This window comes from Streptomyces sp. NPDC091281 (assembly GCF_044757425.1).
Taxonomy (GTDB): Bacteria; Actinomycetota; Actinomycetes; order Streptomycetales; family Streptomycetaceae; genus Streptomyces.
In genome coordinates, this window is sequence record NZ_JBIVUY010000003.1 from 13749 (window position 1) to 37103 (window position 23355).

A 23355-nucleotide genomic window follows, 5' to 3' on the forward strand; every position below is an offset into this window, starting at 1 on the left:
ACGGCGGCGGCCCCGGGGTTATGCTCGGGCGAGCGTGGCCGCGCCTTCGCCGGGCGTGACCATTCCCTTGCCAAACAAGAATGAACCCTCTATTTTGGCGGCATGCCCCGAGTCTCTGACGCTTATCTCGCCGCCAGGCGCACCCAGGTACTGGACGCGGTCCGCGCGTGCGTGGACCGCGACGGCCTCCAGGGCGCCACCATGGAGGGGATCATCCAGATCAGCGGGCTGTCCACCGGCACGGTGTACAAGTACATCCGCAGCAAGGACGAGGGCATCGAGGCCGCCATGAGCACCGCTCTGGAGGGTCTCACCGCGGAACTGCTCCCTTTTCTGGTCGCCGACCCGATGCCGTCGCCGCCCGAGGTGGTGCGTCAGCTCACCAGCACCCTGGAGTCGTTCTCGCAGCGTGAGGGTTTCTCGTTGCTGCGGGTCGCGATGCACGGCTGGAGTGCGGCCCTCAGCAACCCGGCGCTGCTGGAGAAGACCGCGCCGACCTACCGGGCCTTCCGTGATCTGCTCACCGCCGCGGCCGTCACCTGGCAGGAGAACGGTGAACTGCCCGCCGACGCCGACCCCGCCGAGGTGGGCGCCGCGGTGCTCTCGCTCCTGATGGGCTTCGCCGCGCAGGTGGCCCTCCTCGGCGACACCACGGCGGAGTCCCAGAGCCGGGGGTTCGCGGCGCTGTACGGCGCGGGGAGCACGACGAGCACGGGACGAGCAGAGTCCTGACAGGTACGGGTACCGCCCGTACGGACGACGGAGAAAGACCGTGAGAGGCGGCTGTGTCCCCGGTACCGGACCGGGGACACAGCCGCCTCTCACGCTTCGGTCTCGCACGTTTCGGTCTGGCACGCTTCGGCCGGCGACCGGACCGTCAGGTGCGGGCGCCGCGCTCGCGTCGTCCGGCGAGCAGGATGAGCGTGGTGCCGGTGAGGGTCCAGAGGGTGAGGGTGAGGACGGGGGTGCCGGGGGTGTTGCCGTCGAAGTAGGCGGTGGAGCGGAGGAAGTTGGCTCCGGCGCCCGGGGGGAGCCACTGGCCGAGGAGACCGAGGGGCGGGGGCTGGAGGTAGGGGCTGGTGTTGACGGCGGCCCAGGCGTTGCCGAGGAGGACGACGGTGAGGGAGCCGAGGGAGAGGCCGACGCTGCCGAGGTGGGCGGCGAGTCCGGTGATGACGGAGGCGGTGGCCCAGACGGTGAGGGTGATGACGCCCGCCTCGGCCCACCAGTTGCCGGTGAGGATGCCCAGCCAGGTGTGGGTGAGGGTGGTGGCGGCGAGGCCGGACAGGGCGGCCGCGGCGGTGACGGTGGCCAGTGCGCGGGGTCCGCGCAGGCGGAGGGCGGTGACGATGCCGCCGGTGACGACCCCGGCCACGGACAGCGGCAGCACGGACGCGGCGAGGGCGCTGCCGCGGGGGTCGGTCGAGGGTGAGGGCACGAGGTCCGTGACCGTCAGTTCCGTGCCCGCCGGGACGTGTTCGGGGGCCGACTCGGTGAGGAACTGGGCGACGGCGGGAGCGGCTGCTGACGCGGTGAGCAGTTCGACGTCGCCGTCGGCGGAGACGAGGAACGCGGCGTAGACGTCACGCTGTTCGACGGCGGTGCGGGCGTCGTCCCCGCTGGGGTAGGCGCGGGTGTCGAAGGCGTCGCCCGCGTCGTCGAGGGCGGCGGTGACAGGAGCCGCGGCGGCGGGGTCGCCGGTCGTACTGGCCACGGCGACGGGGAGGTGGTGGGGCGCGGTGCGGGCCGCGGGCCAGGCGAACGCCCACAGGGCGAGCGCGAGGGCGAACGGCACCGCCACGAGTACCACCACCACCTTGGCCCGCCCCGCCCCCCGGCCGCCCGCCGGGGACGGGCCCCCGTCCCCCTCGCCGTTCGTGTTGGTGTTGGCGTTCCGGCCGGGGTCGGGGGTGGTCGTGGTGGTCATGGCGGAGTCATCCCTGGAGGGTGGCGGGGCGGGTGCGGGGGGTGAGGGGATCGCCGGGGAACTCGTGCGGGTTGTGGGCGCAGAACACGTCGATCTCCGGGTGGTGCTTCACCAGGTCGCGCAGGCGGCCCTGGTTGTAGAAACGCTGCTTCCTGTTCGTGGTGACGATGGTCTGGAACAGGGCGACCTTCGGCGCGCACTGCCGCTTGTCCTGCTTGATCTCCCGCGGATCGAAGTACGCGTCCCCGGCGTGCAGCAGCCAGCCCCGCTCCCCCTGCACGGCGACACCGGAGTGGCCGTGGGTGTGACCGAACAGCGGCACGAAGAGGATCTCCGGCGGCAGGTCCTGAAGGTTGCGGACCGCCTCGAAGCCGAACCAGCGCTCGCCCAGGTCGTCGTAGGGCACGAAGTGCGGCTCGTGCGCCCACATCAGCGGCCGGTAGCGCTTCTTCGCCCGGAACGACGCCCGCTCCATCGCTGCCTTCAGCTCCAGGCCGTGCAGGTGCACGCGGGCGTGCGGGAAGTCCGACAGACCGCCCACGTGGTCCAGGTCCATGTGCGTGAGCACGATGTGCCGGACGTCCCGCGGATCGAAGCCCATCGCCCGCACCTGGTTCACCGCCGCCAGCGCCGGGTCCACCTTCGGTCGCGCGTATCCCCAGGCGAACTCCTTGCCCAGGCGCGACGTGATGTCCGCGTAGTCGGCCGTCCCCAGGCCCGCGTCCACGAGCACCAGACCCGAGGACGGCGTCTCCACCAGCAGCGTGTGACACACCAGGTGCCGCCCGTGGATCGACAGACCCCGGATCGACGCGCAGTTCAGATGATGCACTCGCAGACCAGCCATGGCACCCAACCTCCCAAACCAAGATGGATTGAAGTTTCGTTTTAGTTTGACCCCGTCATGGCACCCTGTCAATACCGAGGTTTGGTTCTATTTTATGGGGTGCGGGTGGTTCAGCCGCAGCTCAGCGGGGCGGGCGACGTGGTTCTCCGCCAGCAGCGCGCCGGGATCGGGGAGGGAAGACGGGGAGGAGGGCAGCCAGGCACACGTGAACGACCGCATCCGCTGACCCCACGGTCGGGTCAGCGGATGCGGTCGCGTCAGTTCTGGTTTTCTGGTCCGGTCTGCGCAGGAGGGGGCGCCCGCCGTCAGTCGGCGGCGAGCATGCCCTCGCGGAGGCGGGTCAGGGTGCGGGACAGCAGGCGGGAGACGTGCATCTGGGACACGCCGAGGTGCTCGCCGATCTGCGCCTGGGTCAGCTCCTCGACGAACCGCATGTGGATGATCCGCCGGTCGCGCTCGCCGAGTTCGGCGATGAGCGGGGCCAGGGCGTGGAAGTCCTCCACCAGGTCCAGTGCCGCGTCCTCGGCTCCGATGAAGTCCTGGAGGGCGCTCTCGCCGTCCTCGCTGCCGCCGATCGCGGCGTCCAGGGAGGAGGAGTTGTAGCCGTTGGACGCGAGGCGGGCCTCTATGACCTCGTCCTCGGGCAGGGACATCAGCTCCGACAGCTCCTTCAGCGTGGGGCTGCGGCCGAGGCGGCTGCTGAGTTCCTCGCTGGCGCGGGCCAGTTGGACGCGGGCCTCCTGGAGGCGGCGCGGCACGTGCACGGCCCAGGAGGTGTCACGGAAGAAGCGCTTGATCTCGCCCACGATGTAGGGGATGGCGAAGGAGGTGAACTCGACCTCGCGCGACAGCTCGAAGCGGTCGATCGCCTTGATCAGGCCGATCATGCCGACCTGGACGATGTCCTCCATCTCCTCCGGACCGCGGCTGCGGAAGCGGCCCGCCGCGAACCGGACGAGGGACATGTTCATCTCGATCAGCGTGTTGCGGGCGTAGCTGTACTCGGGCGTGCCCTCTTCCATGGACGCCAGCCGGTCGAAGAACAGCCGCGACAGCGCGCGGGCGTCCTTGGGCGCCACCTTGCAGGGGTCGGCGACCTCCGGGAGGGGTGCCGTCCGTGTCTCCGCCGCCGCCGTCTCAGTGACCACCATGCCGCCTACCTCCCTGATAAGAGCCGACCCCGCCCCTGTGAAGCGGTCGACAAAGCCGCGTCTACCCCGGCTTCCCTCCTCCACACCCCCTTTTTCCGAACGAAGTTCCGCACGGAGTTCCGGGCGCGGTTCCGGGGGTGCTCCGGGGGCTCGCTCTCCTGGGGCTCGGCGTCGTCAGGCGGTGATGGGGATGATGCCGAGCGGTTCGCTGGTGGGCTGTTCGGAGCCGCCCGCGGGTTCGACCGTGATGCCGACGGCGACGGCTTCGGTGGGCGAGCCCTTCAGCAGCCGGGACGCGGGCCGCGCGTCGCCGGGGAGCAGGCCCGCGGGCCGGAGGTCGCCGCTGTCGGCCGCGTACCAGAGTTCGTAGACCTTGTCGGAGGGGAGGGCGGGCAGGCCGTCGGCGGTGAAGACGGCGCGTCCCTCGGAGCGGGAGACGACGACGGCGGCGGCCGTGCCGTCGTCCAGCCGCTGCGCGTGGACGACGGCGTCGGGCGCGGTGAGGACGTCGGTGAGCGCGGCGCCGGAGGTGCGGGCCCGCTGCTCGGACCGTTCGGCCCGTTCGCGCGCGTCGTCGGCCTGCGTGTGCTGCCAGACGGCGACCCCGCCGAGTCCGGCCGCCGCGGCGAGGCTCGCGGCGAGCGCGAGGTCCACGGCGCGCCCGCGCCGGGTGCGCGGCCCGCGCGCGGCGGGGACCGCGCGGTCGCGGGCGACGGGGTCCTGCCGGGTGCGGGCGACGGCGTCGAGGGTCCGGGCGCGGGCCGCTCCGGTCACCGGGACGGTGCGGGCGGCCCCGCCGAGGGTGGCGGTGATCTCCAGGAGCGCGTCGACCTCGCGGCGGCACGCGTCGCAGCCCGCGAGATGGTTCTCGAACGCGGCGGCCTCGGCGGGCGGCAGCGCGTCCAGGACGTACGCCCCGGCCGGCAGGTGCGGGTCCTCCTCGGTGGTCATTCCCCCTCCTCCAGACAGGCGCGCAGCTGCCGCAGGCCGGCGCGCATACGGGACTTCACGGTTCCCTCGGGGGTGGACAGGGCTCCGGCCACCTCGACGTAGGTGAGGCCGTGGTAGTAGGCGAGGACGAGGGGCACGCGCTGCTGCCGTACGAGGGCGGCGAGGCAGTGGTGGAGGCGGCGCCGTTCGTCGTGGTCCTCGACCCGTTCGGCGACCTCGTCGAAGGGGCGTCCGGGGCCGAGGAGGCCCGCGCGGCGCTCGCGGTCGGCACCGGCCTGGGCGGCGCGGACCCGGTCGACGGCCCGGCGGTGGGCCAGGGTCAGCACCCACGCCTTGGCGGTGCCGCGCCGGGGGTCGTAGCGGGCGGCGGTGCGCCACACCTCGACCATGACGTCCTGGGTGACCTCCTCCGCCTGCGCGGCGTCGCGCAGGACGCGGCAGACCAGACCCATCACGGTGCCGGAGAGGGCGTCGTAGACGCCGGTGAAGGCGTCCTGGTCGCCCTCGGACACGCGGGCGAGGAGGTCCTCCACGGGGGCGTCCGGCTCGAACGTGTGCGGCAAGCCCTGCTCCGATCGTGCCGGTGGCGGTGGTCGGGACGTGCTCCGGCGGGGGTCCAGGGGGCGGTCACGGTCCTGGCCGCGGCCCGTCGGCCGGTCGGGGTGTCCGCGGGCGCCGGTCCCTCCGGGGAGGCGGCGGGCGCGGGCGGTGACGTCAGGCGGCCCCGGGCGTCTCATGCCCGGCCCCCGCGTCGAGCAGGACGTGCACGGTCTTGCCGTCGAGGGCGGGCACCAGCCGGACCTCGTCGCCCAGTGCGCGCACGAGGGCCAGGCCGAAGCCGCCGCGTTCGTCCCCGGCGGTGCGCCGGTCGAGTTCGGGCAGCTCCGCCCCGTGGTCGGCGACGGCGATGTCGAGGCGTCCGTCGAGGACCGTCAGGGTGAGCAGGCAGGTGTCGGCGGTGTGCCGTACGGCGTTGGTCACCAGCTCCGAGACGACGAGGACCGCGTCCGTCACGCGCTGCCCGGCGCCGGTGTCCGTCAGCCAGCGTTCGCTGACGTGCCGGGCGATGGCGGGGGCGTGCGGGGAGTGCGGGAGGGTGACCGCGCAGCTCGCGGGGGCGGTCGCGGCGGGAGCCGGTTCTCCGGTGCACGCCGGTTCGGCGGGGCGGTCGGGTTCCTCGGGGCGGGCCGGGCGCGCGGGGCGGGCCGGTTCGGCGGCCACGGCTGGTGGAGCGGCGCGGGCCGGTCGGACGGCGCGGGCGGCTCGGGCCGTCCGCGTCGGTCGGGCGGCGGTGGGCGGTGGTGGCGTGGTGGACATGGGTGCTCCCTGGTGCTCGTCGGGACCGATGTCCCCCGCCGCGCCCGGTGACCGGAGTGCTCGGGTGGCTCCGGGTCACGGGGTCCGGCTGTCGGGGAGGACTTCCCGTCGGAGGGGATTCGTAGCCGCGGGGTGCGCGGATGCCGCGACGCCGTACCCGGAAAGCGGCACGTTCTCACCCGGCCGGGCGACCCCGGAAAGGGCGAGGAGGAATTAAGGAGGTTCTCATGTCATCCGGCGTCGACCCCGCTCCGAATCCCTCCTGTCCGGCACGGAGGGGCGGGAGATTCCCCCTCCGTCCCCCGTGCTCCGTACCGAACTCCGAGGGAGATGAGTCGTATGACCTCATCCCTGCGAGTCCGCCGTCTGGTGGCGGGAGCCGCCGCGACGGGCCTGATGGCCGGAGGTGCCGCGCTCGGCCTGTCCGGCACCGCGTCGGCGGCACCGGCCTCGACGACGGCGGCGACCGTGACGACCCACGGCCACCACGGCAAGTGCCACTGGGTGAAGGGGCACTGGGAGAAGGACTGGGTCAAGGGCCACTGGGTGAAGAAGCACGTCCACCACAAGGTGTGGCACAACGGGCACTGGAAGGACCACCACTCCTGGAAGTGGGTCTACGTGCCCGGTCACTGGGAGCACCACTGGGTGAAGGGCCACTGGGACTGCGGCAAGCGGTGACCCCAGGGGGCGGGTGCCCGGGGTGAGGGCCGGACCGGTGGTCCGGCCCTCACCCCGGCGCGTTCACGGCCGGGTCAGCCGTTGACGCAGGTGTTGCCGAAGGCCGGGTTGAGCAGGCCGATGACGTTGATGGTGTTGCCGCAGGCGTTGATCGGGATGTGGATCGGGATCTGGATGACGTTGCCCGACAGGACGCCCGGGGAGCCGACCGCCGCGCCCTGCGCACCGCTGTCGGCGGACGCCGCCGTCGCACCGCCCATGGCCAGGGCGCCCGCCGCCGCTACGAGTCCGGCGCTCTTCATGACACGAGACCGCATGTGAACCTCTTCTTCGGTCGTTCCGTCCGGTGGTCCTCGACCGCCGGGACCGCCGCTTCGGGCGGCGGACACGGGTAATCCGCGCGGGCACCCGCCCCGGATTGGCGAGGGGCCCGGCAATCACCCGATGGGAGCAACCGGTGGACATCAGTGGACATCGGTGGACGCGACCGCCGGTGGGCGCGGCGGTCGGCGGAAAAGGGTGCGCCGAACGGTGGAAGGGGGTGCGCCGGTCGGCGGCGGGCCGTGGAAGGAGGTGTGGCGGCGGTCGGGGGGCTCAGCTGTCGAAGTCGACGCTCAGGGTGTCCGAGACCGGGAAGGTCTGGCAGGTGAGGACATAGCCCGCGTCGACCTCGGCCGGTTCGAGGGCGTAGTTGCGGCGCATGTCGGCCTCGCCGTCGGTGACCAGGGCGCGGCAGGTGCCGCAGACGCCGCCCTTGCAGGCGAACGGGAGGTCGGGGCGGGTCTTCTGGGCGCCGTCGAGGAGGGTCGCCGCGCGGGACAGGGGGCCGGTGGTGGAGCGGCCGTCGAGGGTGAGGGTGACCTGGCTGACCGGGCCGTCGGTGACGGCGTCCTCGTGGCGGACCTCGCGGACGGGGGTGTCGTCGGCGAAGAACAGTTCCTGGTGGACGCGGTCGGCGGGGACACCGGCCTCGTCGAGGACGCGGCGCGCGTCGCGGACCATGCCGTGGGGCCCGCAGAGCCACCAGTGGTCGGCGCCGGGGACGTCGACCAGTGCGTCGACGAGGGTGGCGAGGCGTTCGGCGTCGAGGCGGCCGGAGAGGACCTCGGCCTCGCGGGGTTCGCGGGAGAGGACGTGGGCGAGCTGGAAGCGGGTGGGGTGGAGGTCCTTCAGGTCGGCGAGGTCGTCGGCGAACATGACCGAGTCGGTGCGCCGGTTGCCGTAGAAGAGGGTGACGCGGGAGCGGTCGTCGGCGGCGAGGACGGACTCGGCGATGGAGAGCATCGGGGTGATGCCGGACCCGGCCGCGATCAGGACGTGGTGGGCGGGGGCCGTGAGGTCGGGGGTGAAGGCGCCGGTGGGCGCCATGACCTCGACGACGTCGCCGGGGCCCACCTCGTGGACCAGCCAGGAGGAGAACAGGCCGCCGGCGACCTCGCGCACCCCGATGCGGGGCCGGTCGCCCGCCGGGGCGCAGATGGAGTACGAGCGGCGTTCGTCGCGGCCGTCGACCTCGCGGCGCAGGGTGAGCGACTGGCCGGGCGCGAAGGCGAACTCGGCGGCGAGGCCGTCGGGGACGGCGAAGGCGACCTCGACGGCGTCGTCGCACAGCCGCCGCACGGAGGCCACGCGCAGCGGGTGGAAGGCGGGCCTACGGCGCGCCGCCCGCACGGGGGCGGGGCTCAACAGGTCGGCCATCAGATCTCCTTGACGTACTCGAACGGCTCCCGGCAGGCGCGGCAGCGCCACAGCGCCTTGCAGGAGGTGGCGCCGAAGCGGGAGGTCTCCTCGGTGTCCGCCGAGCCGCACTGCGGGCAGGCGACCTCGCGGCGGACGGGCGACAGGACCAGCGGTACCGGTCCGGGCGCGGGCCGGGGCGCCGGGCCGGGTGGGGCGATGCCGTGCTCGGCGAGCTTGCGCCGTCCGGCGGGGGTGATCCAGTCGGTGGTCCACGGCGGGTCGAGGACGGTACGGACCTCGACGCGCGGGTGTCCGGCGGCGGTCAGGCGGGCGGCGACCTCGGCGCGCATCTCGGCCATCGCCGGGCAGCCCGAGTAGGTGGGCGTGAGGCTGGCGACGACGGTGCCGTCGGCGGCGACGGCGACGTCCCGCAGGACGCCCAGGTCGGCGAGGGTGAGCATGGGCAGCTCGGGGTCGGGCACGTGCTCGGCCACCTCGCGGGCCCGGTCTGCGGTCGCCGAAGCCGTGGTGCCGGTCCGGCCGGTGTGCTGGGCGGTCACCACGCCGCCTCCGGGTGGGCGCGGGCCAGCGACTGGAGTTCGGTGAGCAGCGGGGCGAGGTGCTCGGTGTGGTCGCCGTCGCGGCCGTGTCCGGCGAGCGGCTGCCAGGCGGGCAGCGGCAGCCCGGCCGCGTCGGTGACCTGCCGCAGCACCGCGAGGACCTCGTCGCGGACGTCGTACGCGGAGAACAGCTCGCCCAGGTAGGGGGTCGCCTTCTGGAGCGCGCCGCGCATGCGGCGGTGGGACTCCTCGGTGCCGTCGCCGAGGCGTACGGCCCATTCGGCGGCCCACTGCCGGTGGTACGCCAGCTCCTTGACGCCCTTCACGGCGATCGCGGCGAGGACCGGGTCCTCGGTGGCGGTCAGCCGCTCGAAGTGGGCGAGCCGCCAGCTGGACAGCACCAGGAGCCGTACGACGCTGAACGCGAAGTCGCCGTTGGGGAGTTCGGCCAGGCGTACGTTGCGGAAGTCGGCGGGGTCGCGGAAGTAGGCGTACGCGTCCTCGGCGCGGCCGGTGCCGTCGGCGTGCCCGGCGCGGGTGTAGAGCAGGCGGGCCTGGCCGAGGAGGTCGAGGCCGATGTTGGCGAGAGCGACCTCCTCCTCCAGTTCGGGCGCGCGGGTGGTCCACTCGGCCAGGCGCTGGGCCGAGACGAGGGCGTCGTCGCCGAGGGCGAGACAGGTCGCGGCGAGGTCCGCGCGGTCGACGGTGGCGGGAACGCCGGTGTCGACGCCATGCAGGGGGTCCTCGAAGCCGGTGCCGAACGCCCAGCGCGCGTCGCCGTCGTCGTGCCCCTCGGCGAGGGACAGGTAGACGTGGTCGTCGCTCATGCCCTGGCTCCTAGATGTGGGGGACGTCGTCGGGGATGTCGTAGAAGGTGGGGTGGCGGTACACCTTGTCCGCGCTGGGTGCGAAGAAGGGGTCCTTCTCGTCGCGGGTGGAGGCGGCGATGTGCTCCGAGCGGACCACCCAGATGCTCACGCCCTCGTTGCGCCGGGTGTAGAGGTCGCGGGCGTGGGTGAGGGCCATGCGGTCGTCGGCGGCGTGCAGGGAGCCGACGTGCACGTGGTTGAGTCCGCGCTTGCCGCGCACGAACACCTCGTACAGGGGCCAGCCGCGGTCCGTCCTCGGTGCGGACCCCTCCTCGGTCCCCGTCCCGGTCCCGGTCCCGCCGGTGCCGTGGTGCGGTGCCTCGCTCATGCCGTCGCTCCCTCACGCGCGCGTGCCGTCTGATTCTTCGCGTCCCTCACGTCCCTCGCCGCCTGCTTCGCCGCGTGGGCCGCGGCCGCCTCCCGGACCCAGGCGCCGTCCTCGTGGGCGCTGCGGCGGCGCTCGACGCGCTCGGCGTTGCACGGCCCGCCGCCCTTGATGACGCGCATCAGCTCGGACCAGTCGGGGGTGCCGAAGTCGTGCCGCCCGCGCTCCTCGTTCCAGCGCAGCTCGGGGTCGGGGAGGGTGACGCCCAGTTTGTCCGCCTGGGGCACCGTCATGTCGACGAAGCGCTGCCGGAGTTCGTCGTTGCTGTGCCGCTTGATCTTCCACGCCATGGAGGCCGCCGAGTTGGGCGAGTCGCCGTCCGGGGGTCCGAACATCATCAGCGAGGGCCACCACCAGCGGTCCACGGCGTCCTGGACCATCCGCCGCTGCGCCTCGGTGCCGCGCATCATCGTCATCAGCAGCTCGTAGCCCTGCCGCTGGTGGAAGGACTCCTCCTTGCAGATGCGGACCATGGCGCGCGCGTACGGCCCGTAGCTGCTGCGGCAGAGGGGGACCTGGTTGCAGATGGCCGCGCCGTCCACGAACCAGCCGATGACGCCGACGTCGGCGAAGGTCGGGGTGGGGTAGTTGAAGATCGACGAGTACTTCTGGCGGCCCTCGATCAGCCGCTCGGTGAGGTCGGCGCGGTCGGCACCGAGGGTCTCGGCGGCCGAGTAGAGGTAGAGGCCGTGGCCCGCCTCGTCCTGGACCTTGGCGAAGAGGATGGCCTTACGGCGCAGCGACGGCGCGCGCGTGATCCACTCGCCCTCCGGCTGCATGCCGATGATCTCCGAGTGCGCGTGCTGCGCGATCTGCCGGATCAGGGTCTTGCGGTAGCCGTCAGGCATCCAGTCGCGCGGCTCGACGCGCTGGTCACGCGCGATGGTGGCGTCGAAGTGGTCCTGGAGCCCGTCGAGGCCCTCACTCCGGAGACCTTCCAGCCCGGAAGGCTCCTGTCCCGCACGGGGGCCGTCGGGCCGTGCCGCGGCGGCGGTGCCGCTCGGGCCGCCCTCGGCGGTTCGCTCGTCCGTCATGCCCTCTCCCCTACCGACCATTCGTTCGGTTCATCATACGGTGTGGTGCCCGGGTGTCCGCAAGAGCCGGGGCGGCGGTCTGTCACGGCCAGGTGTGGAAGCCCTGCCCCGTCTTGCGGCCCAGCTCGCCGCGGGCGACCTTCTCGCGCAGCAGCCGGGGCGGGGCGAACCGTTCGCCCAGGGTGGCGTGGAGGTGCTCGGCGATGGCGAGGCGTACGTCGAGGCCGACCAGGTCGGTGAGGCGCAGCGGGCCCATCGGGTGCTTGTAGCCGAGCCGCATGGCGGTGTCGATGTCCTCGGGCGACGCGACGCCTTCCTCGACCATCCGGATCGCCTCCAGGCCGAGGGCCACGCCGAGGCGGCTGCTGGCGAAGCCGGGCGAGTCCTTGACCACGACGTCCTGCTTGCCGAGGCGGCGCGTCCAGTCGAGGGCGGCACCCAGGGCGGTGTCCTCGGTCTCGGGTGCCACGACGATCTCGACCAGTTCGGAGGCGGGCACCGGGTTGAAGAAGTGCATGCCGACGAAGCGGCCGGGGCGGGTGAGCGCGGCGGCGAGGTCGGTGACCGAGAGGCTGCTGGTGTTGGTGGCGAGCACGGTCGACGGGCCGACCGCGCGTTCGGCGGCGGCCAGCAGGCGGGCCTTGAGGGCGGCGTCCTCGGGGACGGCCTCCACGACCAGGGCGGCGTGCGGGGGCAGGTCGGCGACGGCGGGTACGACGGCGACCCGGGCGAGGACCCGCTCCGCGGGTGCGGCCCGTCCGTCCCGCTCGGCCGCTCGCCGCAGTCCGGTGGCGATCCGCTTCCGGGCCGCCTCGGCGGCCTCGGCGCCGCTCTCCACCACGGTGACCGACGCGCCGATCGCGGCGAACACCTGCGCGATCCCGGCGCCCATCCGGCCGCCGCCGATCACCCCGACGACCCGGCCCTCGGCACCGGACGCACCGGCGCTCCCGGCGCTCTCAGCTCTTTCGGCGCGCTCGGCGCCCTCGGCGCTTCCGTCGTTCCCTGTGCTCCCGGCGTTCGCGGTGTGCCCGGTTCTCCCGGTTCCCCCGGTGTTCGTGGCAGTCATGCACGTCTCCTCATGCGCGTCTCCCCATGTACAGCGGGCTGGTGGGCCGACAGGCCGTCGGCCAGCGGCCGGACCGTGCTCAGACCCGCTCCACCAGCATCGCCACGCCCTGTCCGACGCCCACGCAGAGCGTCGCCAGGCCCCGGCGGGCGTCTTCGCGCTCCAGGCGGCCGAGGAGGGTGAGCAGGATGCGGGCGCCGGAGCAGCCGAGGGGGTGGCCGAGGGCGATGGCGCCGCCGTCGGCGTTGACCTTCGCCTCGTCGAGCTTGAGGCGGCGGATCACGGCGAGCGCCTGCGCGGCGAAGGCCTCGTTCAGTTCGACGGCGTCGAGGTCGGCGGCCTGCCATCCGGCGCGCGCGAGGGCCTTCTCGGTGGCGGGCACCGGCCCGAGGCCCATCAGGTGCGGTTCGACACCGGCCGAGGCGGAGGTGACGATCCGGGCGCGCGGGGTGAGGCCGTACCGTTCGACGGCCGCCGCGCTCGCCACGAGCAGGGCCGCGGCGCCGTCGGAGAGCGGCGAGGAGGACCCGGCGGTGACGACGCCGTCCGCGCGGAAGACGGTCCGCAGGGCGCCGAGCCGTTCCAGGGTGGTGGTGGGCCGCGGGCCCTCGTCGCGGGTGACCTCGCCGTCCTTCACGGGGACGGGCACGATCTCCCGGTCGAAGCGGCCGGCCTCCTGGGCCGCGAGGGCCCGCCGGTGGCTGCGCAGGGCGAAGGCGTCGGACTCGGCGCGGGTGATGCCGTCGAGGGCGGCGACCTCCTCGGCGGTCTCCCCCATCGACAGGGTGACCGGGCCCGCGCCGGAACGGCCCGCAGCGTCCGCGCCGTCCGCGGCGACGGCCCGGTCGGCGGCGGTGAAGCGGGGGTTGGTGAACCGCCACCCCAGCGAGGTGTCGTGCACCTCCCCCGGCTTGGCCCACGGCGTGCCGGGCTTGGCCATCACCCAGGGGGCGCGGGTCATCGACTCGACGCCGCCCGCGACCACGAGGGCGGCCTCGCCGGAGCGGATCGTCTGGGCGGCGGAGGCGACGGCGGTCAGGCCGGAGGCGCAGAGCCGGTTGACGGTGTAGCCGGGGACGGTGTGCGGCAGTCCGGCGAGCAGGACGGCCATGCGGGCGACGTCCCGGTTGTCCTCACCGGCCTGGTTGGCGGCGCCGAGGATCACCTCGTCCACGGCCTCGGCCGGGATTCCGGCGCGGCGCACCGCCTCGCCGACCACGAGGGCGGCCAGGTCGTCGGGGCGGACGGCGGCCAGGGCACCGCCGTAGCGGCCCTGGGGCGTGCGCGCCCCGTCGATCAGATAGACCTCGTGCGGGCTGTCCTGCGGCATCTGTCCACCTCTTGACAGGCAAGGTTCACGGCTGGATAACTTGACCTCGCCGCACGCTAACCGAATGTTCGGTCGGGCCACAAGGTGTACGAGGTGGTGGAGCAGTGACGCAGTCAGCGGGGTCGCGGACAGCGGATGCGCGGACCGTCGGGCCACAGGCCGCCGGGCCGCGGGAGACCGCACCGCAGGACGCCGGTCCACAGGACTCCGGCCCGCACGGGGCCGAGCCGCAGCGCGCCGAGCCTCCGGCCTGGGCTCCGCAGGCCGACGCTCCGGGGACCGACGGGTCGCGGCGTGATCCGGTCGCGGCGATGTTCGCCGCGGACGAGGCGTCCCGCGGGCTCGGCATCGACCTCCTGGAGCACACGCCTGGGACCGCGGTCGTCCGGATGAAGGTGACGGCGTCCATGGTCAACGGACACGGGATCGCCCACGGCGGGTACGTGTTCCTCCTCGCGGACACCGCCTTCGCGTGCGCGTGCAACGGGGAGGGTCCGGTGACGGTGGCCGCCGGGGCGGACATCGACTTCGTCGCGCCCGCCCGCGAGGGCGACGTCCTCACCGCGACCGCCGTGGAGCGGGTCCGCTACGGGCGCAGCGGCGTCTACGACGTGACCGTCCTGCGCGACGGCTCGGTGATCGCGGAGTTCCGCGGCCGCAGCCGCCGGGTCGGCGGTCGCGGTGCCGACGGAACGAGAGCCGAGGAGCCGCAGCGATGACGGAGTACGTGGAAAGCCCGGAGGGCGGTGTGGGCGGGGAGGCCGGGACGCGCGCGGATCGCGGGCGGCGGGAGACCCCCGGAGCGCGGACGGGATCGGCGGCCGGCGGGGCGCGCCTGGGTGAGCCGCTGCCGACCGCGCTGTACGACGACGCGGAACGGCTGTCCCGTGCCGAGCTGCGCGCCCTCCAGCTGGAGCGGCTGCGGGCCACGCTGCGGCACGCGTACGACCACGTGGAGCTGTACCGCAAGAAGTTCGACGCGGCCGGGGTGGCGCCCGGGGACTGCCGCACCTTGGAGGACCTGGCCCGTTTCCCGTTCACCACCAAGGCGGACCTGCGGGACACCTATCCGTACGGCATGTTCGCGGTGCCGATGGACCAGGTGCGGCGGATTCACGCCTCCAGCGGCACCACGGGCCGCCCGACGGTGGTCGGGTACACGGAGAACGACCTGGCCATGTGGGCGGACGTGGTCGCCCGCTCGATCCGTGCCGCGGGCGGGCGTCCCGGTGACAAGGTGCACATCTCCTACGGGTACGGCCTGTTCACCGGCGGCCTCGGCGCGCACTACGGCGCGGAGCGGGCCGGGCTGACGGTGATCCCCGCGTCGGGCGGCATGACCGCGCGGCAGGTGCAGATCATCCAGGACTTCCGGCCCGAGATCATCATGGTCACGCCGTCCTACATGCTGACCCTGCTCGACGAGTTCGAGCGGCAGGGCGTCGACCCGCGCTCCACCTCGCTGCGGGTGGGCGTCTTCGGCGCCGAGCCGTGGACGGAGGAGATGCGCCGGGAGATCGAGGAGCGGCTCGGCATCCACGCCGTCGACATATACGGCCTGTCGGAGGTGATCGGCCCCGGTGTCGCCCAGGAGTGCGTGGAGACCAAGGACGGTCTGCACGTGTGGGAGGACCACTTCCTGCCGGAGGTCGTCGATCCGCTGGGGGACGCGGTCCTGCCCGACGGCGAGGAGGGCGAACTCGTCTTCACCTCCCTGACGAAGGAGGCGCTGCCGATCATCCGGTACCGCACGCGGGACCTGACCCGGCTGCTGCCGGGTACCGCGCGTCCGGCGTTCCGGCGGATCGAGAAGATCACCGGCCGCAGCGACGACATGATCATCCTGCGGGGGGTCAACGTGTTCCCGAGCCAGATCGAGGAGATCGTGCTGCGCACCCCGGGGGTCGCCCCGCACTTCGCGATCGAGCTGTCGCGCCGGGGACGGATGGACCACATGACGGTCCGCGTGGAGACCCGTCCCGGCACCTCCGCCGAGGGCCGCGAGGCCGCCGAGCGGACGATCGCGCGGGGCGTGAAGGACGGCGTCGGCGTCACCGTGGACGTCAGCGTCGTCGCACCGGACACCCTCGAACGCTCCCTGGGCAAGCTGAAGCGGGTGAAGGACCTGCGGCAGCGGTGAGACGGGGGCAGTGAGAAACGGCACCCGGCCCGTGCCGCGGGACCCGGTGGACCCGTGCGGCGCCTGCCCTCCCCACCCGCGGCCGGTCAAACCTTCCCCTTCGCTCACCCCAGTCCGTGTTCTTTCCGCCGAGAACCTGGGACCGTAGGAGCCGCGGCCACAGGTAAGCTCACGGTAGTTGCCCTACGGCAATGATCGAACTCGTGGGCGGGGAAGGCAGATACATGGTGGCGGTGTCGCAGCCCGGGGCTGCCGGCTTGACCTCACCCGTCGGCGACAGCCCCGCGGCCCTCTGGCAGGCCAGGGAACCGTCGGTGCTGCTGGTGGAGGACGATCCCGGCGACGCCCTGCTCGTCGAGGAACTGGTGGCCGACAGCACGCTCACGATGCGGCTGCGCTGGGTCCGCTCGATGGCCGAGGCGCGTGCCTCGCTCGCCGACGAGACGCCCGACTGCGTCCTGCTCGACCTGCACCTGCCGGACGCGCGCGGTCTGGAGGCCCTGGCCACGGTCCGGGCGTCCGCCGACCAGGTCGCCGTGGTCGTGCTCACCGGCCTCGCCGAGGAGGAGACCGGCCTCGCGGCCGTCGCGGCGGGCGCGCAGGACTACCTGGTCAAGGGGCGGGTCGAGCCCGAACTGTTCGGGCGGGCGGTGCGCTACGCGATCCAGCGCAAGCAGGCCGAGCAGGCGGCGGTGGCGCTCCAGGCCAGCCTGATGCAGGCCCAGGAGAACGCCCGCCTGGAGCGCGGTCTGCTGCCGCGCCCCCTGCTCAACGGCAGCGGCGTGCGCGTGGTGGCCCGCTACCGGCCCGGCCGCGCGCAGGCGCTGCTGGGCGGCGACTTCTACGACATCGTGCAGAGCACCGACGGCACCGTGCACGCGCTCATCGGGGACGTCTCCGGGCACGGGCCCGACGAGGCGGCCCTCGGGGTGGCGCTGCGGATCGCCTGGCGCACCCTGGTCCTCAGCGGGGTGACCGGCGCGGAGCAGGTCTTCCGGCTGGAGGAGATCCTCGTGGCGGAGCGGGTGCGTTCCGAGGTCTTCGCCACGCTCACGAGCCTCACCGCCGCGCCGGGCGACCCGCGGGTGCGGATGGTCCGCGCGGGCCATCCGGGGCTGCTGCTGCGCACCGTGGGCGGCGCCACGGAGTGGGTGGACGTCCGCGGCGGACCGGCCCTCGGGATCATTCCGGGCCTGGCCGGCTGGCCCGAGCAGGAACTGCCCGTGCCGCCCGGCGCCGCGCTGGTGCTGTTCACCGACGGCATCTTCGAGGGGTACGTCGGCCGGGGCCGGGACCGGCTCGGTGAGGACGGGCTGCTGCGGCTGGCCCGCGAGATGGCCGGGCTGGACGCGGAGCCGTTCGTCGACGGGCTGATCCAGCGGGCCGAGGACCTGGCCGAAGCGCAGGGCGGCCTCGCCGACGACGTGGCCGTACTGCACCTGAACTGGACCTGAGACGGGCGGGACGAGGACTGTGGCGGAGAAGGACACACCGGGCGGGCGGCGCACGGGCGGCCGGTGGAGCGGTCACCGGTTGACGGTGCAGGGCTGGTTCCATCTGGTGCTGGCCCTGATGGCGCTGCTCGTGGTGGTGGGCACGGTCGTCGGGGCGCAGGTCCTCGGACGGACCACGCGGGTGAGCGACCAGCTCCTCGACCAGGTGCAGCCCGCGCGCACGGAGGCCTACCGCCTCCAGGCGGCCCTGGTGAACCAGGAGACGGGGGTGCGCGGCTACGCCATCGCCGCCGACGCCCAGTTCCTCGCGCCCTACACGCAGGGCCGCAAGGACGAGGCGACGGCCGCCGCGCGGCTGCGCGAGCTGATCGGTGACCGGCCGCGGCTGCTGGCCGACCTGGAGGCCGTCCAGCGGGAGGCGGCGGACTGGCGGCGCGGTTACGCGGAGCCGCTGGTGGCCGAGGTGACGCCGGGGGCGCCCCGGCAGGTCGACCAGGCGACCGCCGAGAAGGGCAGAGAGGTCTTCGACCAGATCCGCACCGTGTGGGCCACCCAGAACACCGACCTGACCCGGGCCGTCCGGGACTCGCGGGACGACCTGCGGCACGCCCGCGCGGTCCGCAACGTCGTCCTCGGCGCCCTGGTGGCGGCCTTCCTGCTGACCGGTGTGGCGCTCGCCGTGCTGGTGCGGCTGCTGGTGGCCCGCCCGCTGCGCGGTCTGGGCGACGCCTCCCGCCGGGTGGCGCGCGGCGACTTCGACCACGTCATCGAGGTCCGGGGCCCGGCGGACCTGACGGCGCTGGCCGGGGACGTCGAGGCCATGCGGCAGCGGATCGTGGACGAGCTGGACTCCTCCCACCGCCAGCAGCACGCCCTCGCCCGGCAGGCCGCCGACCTGGACACGCAGGCGGTGGAACTGCGCCGCTCCAACGCGGAGCTGGAGCAGTTCGCCTACGTCGCCTCGCACGACCTCCAGGAGCCGCTGCGGAAGGTGGCCTCCTTCTGCCAGTTGCTGGAGAAGCGCTACGGCGACCTCCTCGACGACCGCGGCCGGCAGTACGTCGACTTCGCCGTGGACGGCGCCAAGCGCATGCAGGTCCTCATCAACGACCTGCTCACCTTCTCCCGGGTCGGACGCCTCAACGACGCCCGGATCACCGTGGACCTCGCCCAGCCGCTCGGCAAGGCGCTCACCAACCTGGAGGTCGCGCTCGACGAGACCGGGGCGGTGGTGGAGCGTCCCGACCGGCTCCCGGAGGTCGTCGGCGATCCGACCCTGCTGGCCATGCTCTGGCAGAACCTGATCGGCAACGCCGTCAAGTTCCGCCACCCCGACCGCACCCCGGCCATCCGGATCACCTGCGCCGAGGACCCCGACGAGCCCGGCACGCTCCGGCTGTGCGTCGCCGACAACGGCATCGGCATCCCGGCGGAGTTCACCGAGAAGGTCTTCGTCATCTTCCAGCGGCTGCACGCGCGTGACGCCTACGGCGGCACGGGCATCGGGCTGGCCCTGTGCAAGAAGATCGTCGAGCACCACGGCGGCCGCATCTGGATCGACACGGAGCACACCGACGGAACCCGGATCTGCTTCACTTTGCCGTCCGTCACGGATTCCGAGGACGGCGACCGCTCCCGCACCGAGGAAGAGGCCCTGGCATGACGACCCCCGACGGCACCCCGATCGACGTACTCCTCGTGGAGGACGACCCGGGCGACGAGCTGATGACGCGCGAGGCGTTCGAGGACAACAAGATCGGCAACACGCTGCACGTCGTGCGGGACGGCGAGGAGGCACTGGACTTCCTGTACCGGCGCGGCGCGCACGAGGGCGCCCCGCGGCCCGACCTGATCCTGCTCGACCTGAACCTGCCCAAGTACGACGGGCGTCAGGTCCTGGAGCGGATCAAGTCGGACGCGGACCTCTCCGACATCCCGGTGGTGGTGCTGACGACCTCGGCGGCGGAGGAGGACATCCTGCGCAGCTACAAGCTCCACGCGAACGCCTATGTCACCAAGCCGGTCGACCTGGACCAGTTCATCGCGGCGGTGCGGCAGATCGACGACTTCTTCGTGCAGGTGGTGCGGCTGCCGCGGCGCCAGCCCTGACGGGCGCGGCCGGGCGCGGAGCGCCCCACCCCAGCGCACACCCGTCGGGCGCGCCCGCCTCAGGCGGCCCTGGGCCGTCTGAAGGCCAGCGCGGCGACCACGCCGCCTATCAGCCCGAAGAGGTGGGCCTGCCAGCTCACGCCGGTCTCGCCGGGCAGCGCGCCCCACAGGATCGAGCCGTACACCGCGCCGACCAGGAGGCCCACCAGCACGTCCCCGACGCGGCGGTCGACGAAGCCGCGCACGACGAGGTAGCCGAAGAGGCCGAAGACGACGCCGGAGGCGCCCGCCGTGAGGGAGTTCGCGGGCGCGACCAGCCAGACCCCGAGGCCGCTGACGAGGATGATCACCGCGACCACGGACAGGAAGCGGCGGACGCCGGACAGGGCGGCCAGGAAGCCCAGCACCATCAGGGGCAGGGTGTTCGCCACGAGGTGGTCGAAGCCGAAGTGGAGGAAGGCGGCGGGCACGACGTCCCGCAGCTCCCCGACCTGACGGGGCGTGATGCCGTAGGTGTCCAGGGCGTGGTCGGTGACCGTGTCGATGATCTCCAGCAGCCACAGCAGGGCGACCCAGCCGCCGACCACGAGGGCGGCGTCCCGGGCGCGCGCCCGGCGCGGCACGGCCTCGGGGCGGGTCGCGCCGTACGGTCCCCGCCCCCGTCCGACGTCGAACTCCGATCCGTACGTCACTGCGTCCCCCTCCGGTCTCCGTCCGCACCGCCGCACCGCTCAGTGCTTCCGCACCGCTCGGCACCGCTGTACTGCTCAACGCATGTCGGCCACGTCCTGGTTCCTGCACGGGGCGCCGAATCCGGCCGGCCCCCGGGACCGGCCGGGCCGGGGTACGGCCGGAAGGCGGCCCGGGATGCGGGAGCGGGGCGGGGCCGCCGGACGCCCGCTGGTAAAATGGACGCACGCTTCGACATGACCGGGGTCCGTACCGACAGGTGCGGGCCCCGCTCCGTTCCGGGCGTCCGACCCAGGAAGGTTCCCCATGAACGCGAAGCCGCCCGCCGATCCGACGTCCCGTCCCGACAGCCCCGGCCACTCCCCCGCCGCGTCCTTCGCGGAGCTGGGGCTGCCGCCCGCGCTGCTGGAGACGATGACCGGGCTCGGGGTGACCGAGCCGTTCCCGATCCAGGCCGCCGCCCTCCCCGGCGCGCTGGCCGGACGCGACGTCCTGGGGCGGGCGCGCACCGGCTCCGGCAAGACGCTGGCCTTCGGGCTGGCCCTGCTGACGCGGATCGCGGACGCGCGCGCCGAGCCGAAGCGGCCCCGCGCGGTGGTGCTCGTCCCGACGCGTGAACTGGCCCAGCAGGTCGGCGAGGCGCTGGAGCCGTACGCGCGGACGCTGGGCGTCCGCCTCGCGACCGTGGTCGGCGGGGTGTCGATCAACCGGCAGGTGGCCGCGCTGCGCGCCGGGGTCGAGGTGCTGGTGGCGACGCCGGGGCGGCTGACCGACCTGGTGTCCCGCCGGGACTGCTTCCTGAACCAGGTGCGGATCACCGTGCTCGACGAGGCCGACCAGATGTGCGACCTGGGCTTCTTCCCGCAGGTCACGGAGTTGCTGGCGGGCATCCCGGACGACGGGCAGCGGCTGCTGTTCTCGGCGACGCTCGACCGGGACGTCGACCGGCTGGTGCGCGAGCACCTCCACGACCCGCTGCACGTGTCGGTGGACCCGGCCGCGGGCTCGGCCGCCACGATGGAGCACCACGTGCTGACCGTGCACCCGGCCGACAAGTACGCGACCGCCACCGAGATCGCCGCCCGCGACGGGCGGGTGCTGATGTTCCTGGACACCAAGGCGGGCGTGGACCAGTTCACCCGGCACCTGCGCGCCAGCGGGGTGCGGGCCGCCGCGCTGCACAGCGGCAAGTCGCAGCCGCAGCGCACGCACACGCTCGGCCGGTTCAAGGACGGTGAGATCACCGTGCTGGTGGCCACCGACGTCGCCGCGCGCGGCCTGCACGTCGAGGCGCTGGACCTGGTCGTCAACGTCGATCCGCCCGCCGACGCGAAGGACTACGTGCACCGCGGCGGGCGCACCGCCCGCGCCGGGGAGTCGGGCCGTGTGGTCACGCTGGTCACCCCGAACCAGCGGCGGGACGTCAGCCGGATGATGGCGGAGGCCGGGGTCCGGGCGACGGTCACGCCGGTGCGCTCGGGCGAGGCGACGCTGACGGAGCTGACCGGCGCGAAGCGTCCGCCGAGCGGGGGCACGCCGCAGGGCAACGCGCCGTTCCGGGGCATGGGCACCCGGCCGGGGCGCGGCGGCAAGGAGACCCGCAAGGCGGCCGAGGCGCGCAAGGCCGCGGAGGCGCGCGCGGCGGCCCGGGTGCGCCGGGGCCGCTGACGGCGCACGCCGGTCGCCACCGGTTGCGCGCCCCCCACCGCGCGGCCGTCCGCGCGGGTGATCAGCGGGTCCGGCAGGGCCCGCTCTGTACTTTTCGACAGAGGAGGCCAGGTCGGGCGCGTCCGCCCGACCTGGCCTGCCGACGTCGTGCGGCTCAGCTGACCTCGCCCGCGCGGGCCTGGGCCCACAGGTCGACGGCGCCGTCGATGACGGCGTGCCGGTCGATCTCGGCGAGTTCCTCGGCGGTGAAGGAGAGGTTCTCCAGCGCGGCGACGTTCTGCTCCAGCTGCTCGACGCGGGAGGCGCCGATGACCAGGGAGGTGACGCGGTCGTCGCGCAGGGCCCAGGCCAGGGCGAGCTGGGCCAGGCTCTGGCCGCGCCGGGCGGCGATGTCGTTCAGGGCGCGCAGCCGCCGGAGCGTGTCGTCGGTGAGCCAGCCGGTGTCGAAGGACTTGTCCTGGCTGGCGCGGGAGTCCGCGGGAACGCCGTCGAGGTAGCGGCCGGTGAGCAGGCCCTGGGCGAGGGCGGTGAAGCCGATGACGCCGAAGCCCTCGTCGGCGGCGGCGTCGAGGAGGCCGTCGGTCTCGATCCAGCGGTTGAGCATGTTGTACGACGGCTGGTGGATCAGCAGCGGGGTGCCCAGCTCGCGCAGGATGGCGGCCGCCTGCCGGGTGCGCTCGGCGTCGTAGGAGGAGATGCCGACGTAGAGGGCCTTGCCCTGGCGGACCGCGGTGTCCAGCGCGGTCATCGTCTCCTCCAGCGGGGTGGAGGCGTCGAGGCGGTGCGAGTAGAAGATGTCGACGTAGTCGAGGCCGGTCCGCTTCAGGGACTGGTCGAGGGAGGCGAGGACGTACTTGCGGGAGCCGCCGCCCTGTCCGTAGGGGCCGGGCCACATGTCCCAGCCCGCCTTGGTGGAGACGACCAGCTCGTCGCGGTAGGGCCGCAGGTCCTCGCGCAGCAGCCGGCCGAAGTTCAGCTCGGCCGAGCCGTAGGGCGGGCCGTAGTTGTTGGCGAGGTCGTGGTGGGTGATGCCGAGGTCGAAGGCGCGCAGCGCGATCTGCCGCTGGGTCTCGAACGGCTTGTCGTCGCCGAAGTTGTGCCAGTAGCCGAGGGACAGGACCGGAAGGTCGAGTCCGGAGCGGCCGGTACGGCGGTAGAGCATGGAGCCGTCGTAGCGGGCGGCGTCCGCGACGTAGGTCATGTGGGGTCTCCGCGGTGAGCGAGCTGGGGATGTCGTCCCTGGTCAGGGGCGCCGTCCACTGTGCGCCAGTTCGGTGGTGAAGTCCAACAAGCCACGGTCATGGAACTGAGCGGCGCGGCTTCTGAATCGGCCCCGTCCGGGCGGTCCGCCGTGCCGGGCGGACGACCGGGTGGGGGTCGTCGCTCAGGGCGCCATGGGTGCGGGTACTCAGACGGACCGGGTGCGGCGGGCCTGGCGGGTGAGCACGAGGGCGCTGCCGGGCGGGGGCTTCGGCGGGCCAGAGTGGGGGTGA

Annotated in this window: 24 protein-coding genes; 8 read left to right on the plus strand and 16 right to left on the minus strand. The window is 73.6% G+C overall.

Annotated elements, in window-relative coordinates:
* Positions 1-102 precede the first annotated feature (102 nt).
* Complete coding sequence (locus tag ACIQPQ_RS08930; RefSeq protein WP_401301630.1) at positions 103-732, plus strand: TetR/AcrR family transcriptional regulator; 630 nt, start codon at positions 103-105, stop codon at positions 730-732.
* 145 nt (positions 733-877) lie between these two features.
* On the opposite strand, the gene ACIQPQ_RS08935 is transcribed toward ACIQPQ_RS08930, so the two are convergent.
* The 6 genes from ACIQPQ_RS08935 to ACIQPQ_RS08960 all read right to left on the minus strand — a co-directional run bounded on the left by ACIQPQ_RS08935 (position 878) and on the right by ACIQPQ_RS08960 (position 6193).
* Entirely contained in the window at positions 878-1927 is a 1050-nt protein-coding gene (locus tag ACIQPQ_RS08935) for an ABC transporter permease (RefSeq protein ID WP_401301633.1), read from the minus strand.
* A gap of 7 nt (positions 1928-1934) precedes the next feature.
* A complete protein-coding gene (locus ACIQPQ_RS08940; protein WP_401301636.1) occupies positions 1935-2774 on the minus strand; it encodes an MBL fold metallo-hydrolase in 840 nt (279 codons plus the stop codon).
* Positions 2775-3079: 305 nt separating this feature from the next.
* Positions 3080-3925, minus strand: a complete 846-nt coding sequence (locus ACIQPQ_RS08945; RefSeq protein ID WP_401301639.1) for an RNA polymerase sigma factor SigF — start codon at positions 3923-3925, stop codon at positions 3080-3082.
* Between the two features lie 174 nt (positions 3926-4099).
* Entirely contained in the window at positions 4100-4876 is a 777-nt protein-coding gene (locus ACIQPQ_RS08950) for an anti-sigma factor domain-containing protein (protein ID WP_401301642.1), read from the minus strand.
* Complete coding sequence (gene sigK / locus ACIQPQ_RS08955; protein ID WP_401301645.1) at positions 4873-5439, minus strand: ECF RNA polymerase sigma factor SigK; 567 nt, start codon at positions 5437-5439, stop codon at positions 4873-4875. Before sigK ends, ACIQPQ_RS08950 begins: the two co-directional genes overlap by 4 nt.
* A gap of 151 nt (positions 5440-5590) precedes the next feature.
* The gene (locus ACIQPQ_RS08960; RefSeq protein ID WP_401301648.1) at positions 5591-6193 is read right to left on the minus strand and encodes an ATP-binding protein; all 603 of its coding nucleotides are present in this window, start codon (positions 6191-6193) and stop codon (positions 5591-5593) included.
* Between the two features lie 339 nt (positions 6194-6532).
* On the opposite strand from ACIQPQ_RS08960, the gene ACIQPQ_RS08965 reads away from it, so the two are divergent.
* On the plus strand, positions 6533-6874 hold the full coding sequence (locus ACIQPQ_RS08965; RefSeq protein ID WP_401301651.1) for a hypothetical protein: 342 nt from the start codon (positions 6533-6535) through the stop codon (positions 6872-6874).
* 74 nt (positions 6875-6948) lie between these two features.
* Here the strand turns inward: ACIQPQ_RS08965 and ACIQPQ_RS08970 are convergent, their stop codons facing one another.
* From ACIQPQ_RS08970 to ACIQPQ_RS09005, 8 genes are all read right to left on the minus strand, one after another.
* Positions 6949-7191 carry a chaplin gene (locus tag ACIQPQ_RS08970; RefSeq protein ID WP_401301654.1) on the minus strand — a complete coding sequence of 81 codons (243 nt, stop codon included), beginning with the start codon at positions 7189-7191 and terminating at the stop codon, positions 6949-6951.
* 277 nt (positions 7192-7468) lie between these two features.
* Entirely contained in the window at positions 7469-8572 is a 1104-nt protein-coding gene (paaE, locus tag ACIQPQ_RS08975; RefSeq protein WP_401301657.1) for a 1,2-phenylacetyl-CoA epoxidase subunit PaaE, read from the minus strand.
* Positions 8572-9114, minus strand: coding sequence for a 1,2-phenylacetyl-CoA epoxidase subunit PaaD (gene paaD, locus ACIQPQ_RS08980; RefSeq protein ID WP_401301659.1), 543 nt, complete (start codon positions 9112-9114; stop codon positions 8572-8574). Before paaD ends, paaE begins: the two co-directional genes overlap by 1 nt.
* Positions 9111-9941 (minus strand): 1,2-phenylacetyl-CoA epoxidase subunit PaaC, encoded by an 831-nt coding sequence (gene paaC / locus ACIQPQ_RS08985; protein WP_401301662.1) that lies wholly within the window; start codon positions 9939-9941, stop codon positions 9111-9113. Before paaC ends, paaD begins: the two co-directional genes overlap by 4 nt.
* A 10-nt stretch (positions 9942-9951) precedes the next feature.
* Complete coding sequence (gene paaB, locus ACIQPQ_RS08990; protein ID WP_401301665.1) at positions 9952-10311, minus strand: 1,2-phenylacetyl-CoA epoxidase subunit PaaB; 360 nt, start codon at positions 10309-10311, stop codon at positions 9952-9954.
* Entirely contained in the window at positions 10308-11402 is a 1095-nt protein-coding gene (gene paaA / locus ACIQPQ_RS08995) for a 1,2-phenylacetyl-CoA epoxidase subunit PaaA (protein ID WP_401301667.1), read from the minus strand. Before paaA ends, paaB begins: the two co-directional genes overlap by 4 nt.
* Positions 11403-11484: 82 nt before the next feature.
* The gene (locus tag ACIQPQ_RS09000; protein ID WP_401301670.1) at positions 11485-12471 is read right to left on the minus strand and encodes a 3-hydroxyacyl-CoA dehydrogenase family protein; all 987 of its coding nucleotides are present in this window, start codon (positions 12469-12471) and stop codon (positions 11485-11487) included.
* 79 nt (positions 12472-12550) lie between these two features.
* Positions 12551-13801 carry a thiolase family protein gene (locus tag ACIQPQ_RS09005; protein WP_401301672.1) on the minus strand — a complete coding sequence of 417 codons (1251 nt, stop codon included), beginning with the start codon at positions 13799-13801 and terminating at the stop codon, positions 12551-12553.
* Positions 13802-14112: 311 nt separating this feature from the next.
* Here ACIQPQ_RS09005 and paaI point away from each other — a divergent pair, with 311 nt between their 5' ends.
* The 5 genes from paaI to ACIQPQ_RS09030 all read left to right on the plus strand — a co-directional run bounded on the left by paaI (position 14113) and on the right by ACIQPQ_RS09030 (position 19504).
* A complete protein-coding gene (gene paaI / locus ACIQPQ_RS09010; RefSeq protein ID WP_401301675.1) occupies positions 14113-14520 on the plus strand; it encodes a hydroxyphenylacetyl-CoA thioesterase PaaI in 408 nt (135 codons plus the stop codon).
* Positions 14517-15941: a phenylacetate--CoA ligase PaaK gene (gene paaK / locus ACIQPQ_RS09015; RefSeq protein ID WP_401301678.1), complete on the plus strand. Its 1425-nt coding sequence runs from the start codon at positions 14517-14519 to the stop codon at positions 15939-15941. The genes paaI and paaK overlap by 4 nt, the downstream gene beginning before the upstream one ends.
* A 227-nt stretch (positions 15942-16168) precedes the next feature.
* Positions 16169-17395, plus strand: a complete 1227-nt coding sequence (locus ACIQPQ_RS09020) for a PP2C family protein-serine/threonine phosphatase (RefSeq protein ID WP_401302665.1) — start codon at positions 16169-16171, stop codon at positions 17393-17395.
* Positions 17396-17513: 118 nt separating this feature from the next.
* Positions 17514-19058 carry a CHASE3 domain-containing protein gene (locus ACIQPQ_RS09025; RefSeq protein ID WP_401302667.1) on the plus strand — a complete coding sequence of 515 codons (1545 nt, stop codon included), beginning with the start codon at positions 17514-17516 and terminating at the stop codon, positions 19056-19058.
* Entirely contained in the window at positions 19055-19504 is a 450-nt protein-coding gene (locus tag ACIQPQ_RS09030) for a response regulator (RefSeq protein ID WP_383777304.1), read from the plus strand. Before ACIQPQ_RS09025 ends, ACIQPQ_RS09030 begins: the two co-directional genes overlap by 4 nt.
* Before the next feature lie 59 nt (positions 19505-19563).
* Here ACIQPQ_RS09030 and ACIQPQ_RS09035 read toward each other — a convergent pair whose 3' ends face one another.
* Complete coding sequence (locus tag ACIQPQ_RS09035; RefSeq protein WP_401302669.1) at positions 19564-20127, minus strand: rhomboid family intramembrane serine protease; 564 nt, start codon at positions 20125-20127, stop codon at positions 19564-19566.
* 373 nt (positions 20128-20500) lie between these two features.
* Between ACIQPQ_RS09035 and ACIQPQ_RS09040 the strand changes: the two genes are divergently transcribed.
* Positions 20501-21862 (plus strand): DEAD/DEAH box helicase, encoded by a 1362-nt coding sequence (locus ACIQPQ_RS09040; protein WP_401301682.1) that lies wholly within the window; start codon positions 20501-20503, stop codon positions 21860-21862.
* Between the two features lie 154 nt (positions 21863-22016).
* Here the strand turns inward: ACIQPQ_RS09040 and mgrA are convergent, their stop codons facing one another.
* On the minus strand, positions 22017-23063 hold the full coding sequence (gene mgrA / locus ACIQPQ_RS09045; protein ID WP_401301685.1) for an L-glyceraldehyde 3-phosphate reductase: 1047 nt from the start codon (positions 23061-23063) through the stop codon (positions 22017-22019).
* Positions 23064-23355: the final 292 nt, after the last annotated feature.